Annotated in this window: 2 protein-coding genes; both read right to left on the minus strand. The window is 36.2% G+C overall.

Annotation, left to right across the window (positions count from 1 at the left end; genetic code table 11):
* Positions 1-455 precede the first annotated feature (455 nt).
* Positions 456-2933 carry an autotransporter outer membrane beta-barrel domain-containing protein gene (locus PVV65_RS05310; RefSeq protein WP_273789465.1) on the minus strand — a complete coding sequence of 826 codons (2478 nt, stop codon included), beginning with the start codon at positions 2931-2933 and terminating at the stop codon, positions 456-458.
* 2224 nt (positions 2934-5157) lie between these two features.
* A partial coding sequence (locus tag PVV65_RS05315) for an autotransporter outer membrane beta-barrel domain-containing protein (RefSeq protein WP_342752506.1) occupies positions 5158-9156 on the minus strand: 3999 nt, incomplete at its 5' end.

Genomic DNA, 9156 nt, shown 5'->3' on the forward strand with positions numbered 1-9156 from the left:
AAGCGCTAAGAATTAAATATTTTACAAGGATATTTATTGCTTAGATATTTATTGCTTAAAGCTGTTGTTATAAAAACGCTCCAAAGTTTTGGAGAAGATTTATTGCACGCTTACAAAAGGCTTTCAGTTGGTTTTCTTGTATATAGAATTATTCATGATGAATTTTTTATGTAAAAAAGCTGAAGTATTTTGCATTTTTTTTATTAATAGATAAAAATTTTTACTGAATTTATTTGATTTTTATACATCAAAAAGGTCACTTTCTTGAGAATTCACCCATCATTAGAGAGACAAAAGATTCTGTTGCATTTAGTTTGAATAAAATTAATCCTTTTAAGAAAGGCTTATAGAAAGAACCATTATCGACAGATCTTGCCGAAAGAATGTAAAAAAGGCAGCATATTGTGCCGCCTTTTTTTAAATTGAATAGACCATAAGTTGCTTTTTTCTTTTTCTTAAAACTTATAGCGTATCCCACCTGAAAAGCTTGTTCCAGATAGACCCGTTTTTTGAATTTTCTGTTGATAATGAACATCAGCATGAAGGGAAATATTTTGTGATAATTGTGCATTCACACCAAGTCCACCTTCAATGGCTGCTCCCATAGTATCAAGGTGGAACGATTCACCAATCTGTATGGTGCCCTTGTTAGAAAAAGCTTTAATAATATTCAATTTACCATAAAAAGAAAGAATACCGCCATCTTCAGTAGGAACTATTTTTTGCGTTAAGCGCCCACCAACACGCACCAACAATTGATGAGGATTCCCCATATTCACATCAAATCCATCAATATCTGAGAGTGTACCAAGCATAAGACGTTGATAAACAACTTGTGCTTGTGGCTCAAAGGCCAATCCTTTCGTACTGGTTTGAAACTTTTGTCCAATGGTTGCCGATGCACTGAATGTATCAGTGTTCGTCAATTCTGCTGTCTTTCCTATGAGAGCTGTGGTGATCTCTCCCTTGAGCATTCCATAGGAGAAGAGTGCATGGACATATGTCCCATTATGATGATGTAGGCTACTATATGCAGTCAGTGCCCACTTATTGAGTGTACTCTTGTCAGAACCTTCCATATCTTTTGGGGTGAAAGCTAATTTTCCATATGTTCCTAAAAGACCAAAATTGGTGGTCATGTTTTGATCTTCTAGAGCGACTAACGTAAAGCCTGCTTGTAAAGCAGCGTAGTGAATATCGGCACCATAGCCATATTGTAATGGCGTACGGTGGGAGGATAATGTCATCTTATTGCCATAAGTGGAGAAGAAGACCCCTTTGTTTTTATGATTTTTTGTTTCAAAGCCTGTTTCTTGCATCGTATCCAGTAACGCATTTTGATTGTTTACATCAGCCAATTCAGCTGAGAATAGAGCGTTAGGCATGACCAAATAGCTTGCCATTTGAGGAACGAGAGCTCTGATCTTTCCTTCATCATCGAGCGTTGCACTTTGCAAGCGGAAATCCCAGAAATTTTGATGTTCTCTCAAGTGATTTTGTCCGTTGCTTGTTTGTTCAGAATTTGATGTTGATTCATCTTTTATATTATTCTCAACTCCTAAAACAGCTCCCCCTAATACAACAGGAATCGTGTCGGTTTTTGCGCTCTTGTCTTTTGATTGTTGAGATACTTCTCCTAAATGGCTTTGCGTGCTCTCGGCTTTTCCAAGACTTGATGTCGGTCCATAGGCTTTTAATACATATTTATAGGGCAGACCATCCATTGTGACGTAGCCATTTTCTAGTTTGAAGGAGTTTCTATCTGCCTGTCCAGATACTTGTATGAGCGAGAGACCACGCATATTTGGGGGAATAGAAGCTTCTGCTGTTGGTGGCTCGCTTTTTGAAAGACTATTGAAATTAATTGTTGTGGTGCCTGAGACATCTCCATGGACAAGAAGGCGGTCTGTTTTTTGTTGTGCTTTTCTTAAACCATCACTCCATTCTGTATTGAAATAAATCCTTGCATTGCCTGTTGCATTGTAAACGGTTTTTGTAGCAGAGTCCCTATTTTCTTGTGAATGAGAAACCTCAATGGTTTGTCCTACACTCAAGGTCTGATACTGACCTTTTGCTAGCATATGGGGCGGATTAAATACAATAGAACTATTATTAAGGTTTAGGACTGAAACAGTAGACAGTGCTCGCTGCTCAATGTCGTGGAGAGCATAATTAAATGTACTAAAATCACGATTTATGTCATATTGACTTACATTTAAATACCACTTGCTTTTGTTGGTTAAATTAAAAACAGTCGTATTAACTGCTAGGGTTCTTGCTCTTCCTTCCATAATCGAATTATCGGCAGTTAATATAAAAGTCACGGGATGAGGATCTGAATCTGTTTTCTTTTTTACATTATTTTGTAATAATACATCAGCACGAATTTCTGAATTTCTAAGTTGAATTTCGGCAACAGACTTTGAAGATGAAGGTCCTAAAATACCAACACCATCTTTCACAAGAAGCTTTGAATTGGTTAGAATTGCCTTATTGATAACTTCTTCACCATCTTTTAGAAAAGCATCTAAAATGCTGTGAAAAATAACACCGGTTTTTCTCTTGCTTTCTATGAATGAATCTTCAATGTTAATGATACCGTTCGAAATCGATAGACCAGTATACAAGGCATTGACTTTAACTCCTTTAGCATTAATACGTCCACCTTGTGATACAGCAAAGGCAAACGAAGCTGAATGTATTGTTGAGTCTGTAATTGTGGCAATTGCTTTTTTAGAGGCGTGCACTGCACTTAATCCATTGCGGATAAAAACATTATTAAGGGTCTTTTCCTCTCCGTTTTCCAGCTTGAACTCATTAATAATTTCAGGAGGTTGTGTATTTGCATGAGTTGAACCGAAATGAGAAAAAATCAAAGTTCCAGCAATTGTACATAACAAAAGATTCTTCTTATAAATATATTTCTTACACATAGAGATGCCTTTAGTGTTTGGTATGCTTTGATGCTTACTTCATTCCCCTGATGGCGCAAGTACCCAGACAGCTTTTATATCATTATGTTTTTATTGTAAACAACAAAACGAATTATAATTGCGGCTTTCTCTATGAGCTAAAGTTTTACTTTAGAAAAGTTTTTTCATGATCAATAAAAAGCAATGAAACAATAAATTTTATAAAATTTTTCTTGGTTTACTTATGCTAAAAACACGATGTATAAATTAGCATTTCAGAATAAGCGTTATAAAAGCTCTATAGTGTTGAGATGGGTTGTAGGCTCTCTCAGAAAATCTCAGTCTATTTTCTTTGCTCTAGGAAAAGATATGCTATAAGAAGAAATGAGGGGGATATTTAGGGAGATTTCAAAGAGATCTTTTTAAAGGCTCCAACGCTCATTTTGCGACGGCGCTCGTGAATGCTATGGCGATAAATCCATAGAGCCCTTCATCCTCTTTATACTTGTGAAGAAGAAAGCAGGCGCCTTTTGATAAAAGAGCAAGCTCATTACATATTTTACCAGACTTTAATATTACAAAATAGCTTTTGACGCTTGAGACCCTTCATAAAAAAGTTATTTTAGCCTTTTCTTAATGTTTTTTTCCACATAGTTTACTTGCTTGTAAGGTGCAAAAGACAGAGGTTTGATTGATTCAACGTGGAATAGGGGTGAAATGAGAAAATTTCTTACGGTATTGGGGATATTCATTCAATAGGCAAAACAGCGAATATTCTTTATAAATTAATGAATTACCTTATATTTATAAATAGTTATGCTCTTCAGTCATTTGATTACCCTGTTCACTTCTTCAGTTTTGGCAGTTGTAGAAGCATTTTTAGGGGCAGTAATTTATATATCTCTTTTCTCGTTATGGTTAAATATTCGTCGATGATTTTTTTATCATGTTTTGTAGGAAGTATTGCATAAGTTCTATTGGATATGTTTTTGCAACAAGAAATTTAAGGGATTTAATTTTAGCATGATAGGTGGAAAATCGTAAAATTTTCACAGCTATTATGTCCGATAGAATATTTTTAGCTACAATTATTTTCTGTTTATGTTTAAAAATAACAGCATATAATTTAGCTTGAATTATATTTACTTTTTTAAATAAAGTATAAATAATATTTTTGTAATATTATATTTTTATTATAAAAATAATTAAAGATATTATTTCTTTATAATATTTAATGGTTTTATACCTTAATAAACTATTTAAAAATAGCATTGTTTGGTAAAAATAAAAAAATAGAATAAATAGGTTCTGCTTTTACAAGATTATCTTAAGATTGATAACATCCTATTGCGCTTTAAAAATTCATTTTCATTATACTGATCTTGATAGTTTTATCATTGTTTTATTTTCTTTTGGTGAGATGAGCTTGGTATGAAGGATGAGCTTTCTCAAATTGTTTATCTAAAATGGTATAGGGAAGTATCAATGAAGCCTTATAGACAGTGTAATAAGCTTGTTAATTGAAAGAATAGAGGGGTATTAACAGAGCAAGGGTGCGAGGAAAGAGCTTTTTATTATTATCTTTTTAGATATTGTTATCTGTTTATTTTCTCAAAATAAATTCTTCTTAACTTTATGGATAAATTCACGAATAAAATATACTGTGGAATTTGTGTGAAAAGGAAGAAAAGCCTATTTTAAGTGGAAAAACGCATTTCATAAAAAGCTTCACACTTGAAAGCTTTGAAATGAATAATACTTATGGTCCATAAAAAAGTACTTTTATGAGAAATTGTGCTTTTATTAAAAGATTGCGACTTTCGTTATTTTGCACTTTTAAGATATTCTAGATAAAAATACTTAATATTTTTTGCTTTGAGAAAAAGGGAAGGGGATTTTATGAAGTAAGCAAGATTTATCAATAACATCTAGACTGAGCATAGTTATCTCTAGGTGTTTTTTTGAGAGTTTTGTTTTTCTTTCACTTGGAGATGAAGCATTTTGCGACATTTTGTTTAAGAGAGATGAATGCATTCAATCTGGTATGCTTCAAAAACAATATCCCTAGTTTTGTCAATCAATAAATCTTGATGGAGATAATGTTAAGAGGATAAATAACAAAACCCATTCAAGCGATCTTTTAATGAAAGAGTGTCAAGAATAAAAAAAAGGCAGCATATTGTGCTGCCTTTTTGGTTTGCTGAAGTGTACAGAATAACAATACACCTGTTGTTAAAATTTTTCTTCAAAACTGATAGCGTATACCACCTGAAAAACTTGCACCACTTATCCCCGTTTTCTGAAGTTTTTGTTGATAACTCACATCACCATGAAGAGAGAAATTGTGAGACAGTTGTGCATTGATGCCAACACCGCCTTCAATTGCAGGTCCCATAGGATCAAGGTCAAAATCTCTTCCAATATGAATGCTACCATCATCACCAAAGGTTTTGATCAAGTTGACTTTTCCATAGAAAGACATAGGATGATTGTTTTCAGTGGAAATGGTTTTTGTCAAACGTCCACCAACACGGATCAACCATTGAGAAGGATTTTTCATATCAATGGTAAGGTTATCAGCATCTTCAATAGTGTTAAACATCAAGTGTTGATAAGCAACTTGTGCTTGCGGCTCGAAGGTTAAGCCTTCTACCCCTGTTGCAAATTCTTTGCCAACAGTGGTGGAGATACTCAACATTTTAGCATTATTCAATTTTGCGGTTTTTCCAATGAGAGCGTTAGCGATATGCCCTTTTAGGATACCATAGGATAAGAGTGCATCGATGTAGAACCCACTGCTATGCTGTATGCTACCGTAAGCTGTCAGTGCCCATTTATCCAGCGTGTTTTTCCCAGCATCTTGCATATCTTTTGGAGTGAAAGAGAGACGTCCATAGGTTCCCCCTAGTCCCAGATGTGTTATGGTGTTTTGCCCTTCGATTGCTGCCAATACAACACCGGCTTGTAGAGCCGCATAACGGATATTAGCGCCATAACCGTATTCCAGAGGACCACGCTTGGAAGATAAGGTGGCTGTGTTACCATAGGTATATAAGAAGAATGCATTCTTTATCCCTTGTTCTTGTCCTATAATGGACATTTTCATAGTGGCTAAAAACTGGTCTTGTTTAGCTATATCGGTTAATCCAGCGTGAAAGAGAGCATTTGGCATAACCAAATAGCTTGCTGTTTGTGGTACAACGGAAATCACACTTGGACTAGAACCAGAGCCAGTTCCAAGAAGTTCTGGTTGCAAACGGAAATCCCAGAAGTTCTCCTTCTTTTCATCAAAGAGGCTTTGAGCAATATCGGCTTGTCCATGGCTTGACTCTGGTCCATAGGCACGCAGTGTATATTTATCAGGTGAACCATCTCTTGTGGTATAACCATTGACCAGTTTGAAAGAGTCTTCGGTTGCTTTTCCTGAAACTTGGATGAGTGAAAGACCACGTATATTAGAGGCAGCAGAGATATTTTCTTTAACATTGTTGTCTTCTAAGCGCCCCGTAACATAAACTGATGTGGTTCCTGCCACATCACCATTGATCAAAAGTCTATCAGTTTTTTGATCAGCTATTGGCTTACCATCACTCCATTCGGCATTGAAGTAAATCTTTGCATCACCCGTTGCATTGTAGACTTCTTGCGTTTCTGGTTTACCCGAACCTATATACAATGTTTGGTAATAGTGCTCTTGTGTTGGTTCAGCAAAAACAACAGAGCTGTTATCGAGATTAAGCGTGGAGATATCAGAACGAGACCTTTGGGCAATATCAAGCAGATTGCCATCAGCATCTTTTTCGTTTTTGCTGATCTTCAACGTCCATGTTGTATCGTTTTTCAGATCAAAGCGTACATTTCTGTCTTTTGCAATGTTTGCTCTTCCTTCTAAAGTAGAATGATCTGCATTTAATATGAACGCGCCATTGGAGACCAATTTAACATCTTCGTTTGTCCAAACCTCTTCATGTTTTAAAGCAAGACCATCACCTAATAACACATCGGCATGGATTTCTGAATTTTTGATATTGGCTGTACCAAGTGACAGATCCGCATTATTTTCCATGTCTTCATCAGCGAAAGCTGCAACAAGAACTCCTGTACCATTGTCAATATGGAGCTTTGTATTGGTTAGATTAATCTCATTGCTTTGAAGTTTTTGTAGATCATCTAATTCATCTGCATCATTAGAATAGGTGATGAATTGCAAGCCAACAACTCCTGCTGTTGCAGAAACATCTGTTAGATCAATATGTCCACCACTTTCTACCATCAATGCAATTACTTCTGCTTCTATTCTTCTTCTTTCCTCATTTTGTGCGTTTGAATCGATATTAAAATCTGTGAAGCTTATATCATTAGCATCATTGCCCATCTTAATTGTGCCACCATCGGATGCATTAAGTCCAATATCAACATTTTGAATGGTTGTTTTACCCTTTAATTCAATACTGCTATCGATGTCACTCGTTTTGGCACCAATGTGGATTCCTAGAATACTATTACCGATTATCGTTAAATCTTCGCTAACGATTTCACCCCCACTGGATGCAAAAAGACCCATACCAACGTTTTCAATGGTTGTTTGACCCTTTAAATTAATTTTACTATCATTACTGTCAGCCCATACTCCTGTCATATTAATATCTTTCAGGGTTTTAGAACCGATAGTTAAATCTTCACTAACAATAGCTCCACCGTCTGTTGCTAAAAGTCCAGTTGCGAAGACATTTTCAATTTTTGTTTTTCCATGCAACTCAATCGTGCTATTAGAGCCATTGGCATTTGCACCCACACCTTTGACGTCTGTAGTTAGAGCAACATCTGTAACATCGATCTGTCCGCCTTTTTCTGCCAATAATGCATTTTGTTTTCCACTGACAGTTCCACCCGTCTTTGTGATTTTGGCTTTTGGATCTTCTGCATGAAGTCCATTACCTTCAGATGATGTGATGGTTGTTTTTTCGTCTAAAGTGATGGAGCTGCCTTGTTTAGCATATACTCCATTGGTTTTTCCATCGAATGCCCCTTCGGATACTGTTATCGTGGAGTTATCATTTGCCAATATAGCTGTGTTTGCATTCGTGACGGTTACTTTGTTTAAAGTCACAGAGCTTTTTTCGGCATCTATACCCTTATCCATCAAGGGATTATCTTTTCCGCTTGATATCGTTACATTTTCCAGCTTGTTTTCATCATTCTTACTATCATTGAAAACAGCACCAATTTGAGAGGCTGTAATAGAACCATCAGTCATCTTGATTGTAGCACCATTTTCTACCTCAAGCCCATTGGCAACTTTTTCAATGGTTGTTTTGCCTTTTAATGTAATCATGCTGTCAGCGCCATCGGCTTTAGCACCAGTTCCTTTGCTATCTGTTGTTGTTAAAGCAACATCTGTAACATCGATCTGTCCGCCTTTTTCTGCCAATAATGCATTTTGTTTTCCACTGACAGTTCCACCCGTCTTTGTGATTTTGGCTTTTGGACCTTCTGCATGAAGTCCATTACCTTCAGATGATGTGACGGTTGTTTTTTCGTCTAAAGTGATGGAGCTGCCTTGTTTAGCATATACTCCATTGGTTTTTCCATCGAATGACCCTTCGGATACTGTTATCGTGGAGTTATCATTTGCCAATATAGCTGTGTTTGCATTCGTGACGGTTACTTTGTTTAAAGTCACAGAGCTTTTTTCGGCATCTATACCCTTATCCATCAAGGGATTATCTTTTCCGCTTGATATCGTTACATTTTCCAGCTTGTTTTCATCATTCTTACTATCATTGAAAACAGCACCAATTTGAGAGGCTGTAATAGAACCATCAGTCATCTTGATTGTAGCACCATTTTCTACCTCAAGCCCATTGGCAACTTTTTCAATGGTTGTTTTGCCTTTTAATGTAATCATGCTGTCAGCGCCATCGGCTTTAGCACCAGTTCCTTTGCTATCTGTTGTTGTTAAAGCAACATCTGTAACATCGATCTGTCCGCCTTTTTCTGCCAATAATGCATTTTGTTTTCCACTGACAGTTCCACCCGTCTTTGTGATTTTGGCTTTTGGACCTTCTGCATGAAGTCCATTACCTTCAGATGATGTGACGGTTGTTTTTTCGTCTAAAGTGATGGAGCTGCCTTGTTTAGCATATACTCCATTGGTTTTTCCATCGAATGACCCTTCGGATACTGTTATCGTGGAGTTATCATTTGCCAATATAGCTGTGTTTGCATTCGTGACGGTTACTTT

This window comes from Bartonella sp. ML70XJBT (assembly GCF_028618425.1).
Taxonomy (GTDB): Bacteria; Pseudomonadota; Alphaproteobacteria; order Rhizobiales; family Rhizobiaceae; genus Bartonella.

What these genes read in the sequence shown, in the direction of transcription:
- PVV65_RS05310 (WP_273789465.1), bottom strand. Translation starts at nt 2,933, where the DNA reads ATGTGTAAGAAATATATTTATAAGAAGAATCTTTTGTTATGTACAATT.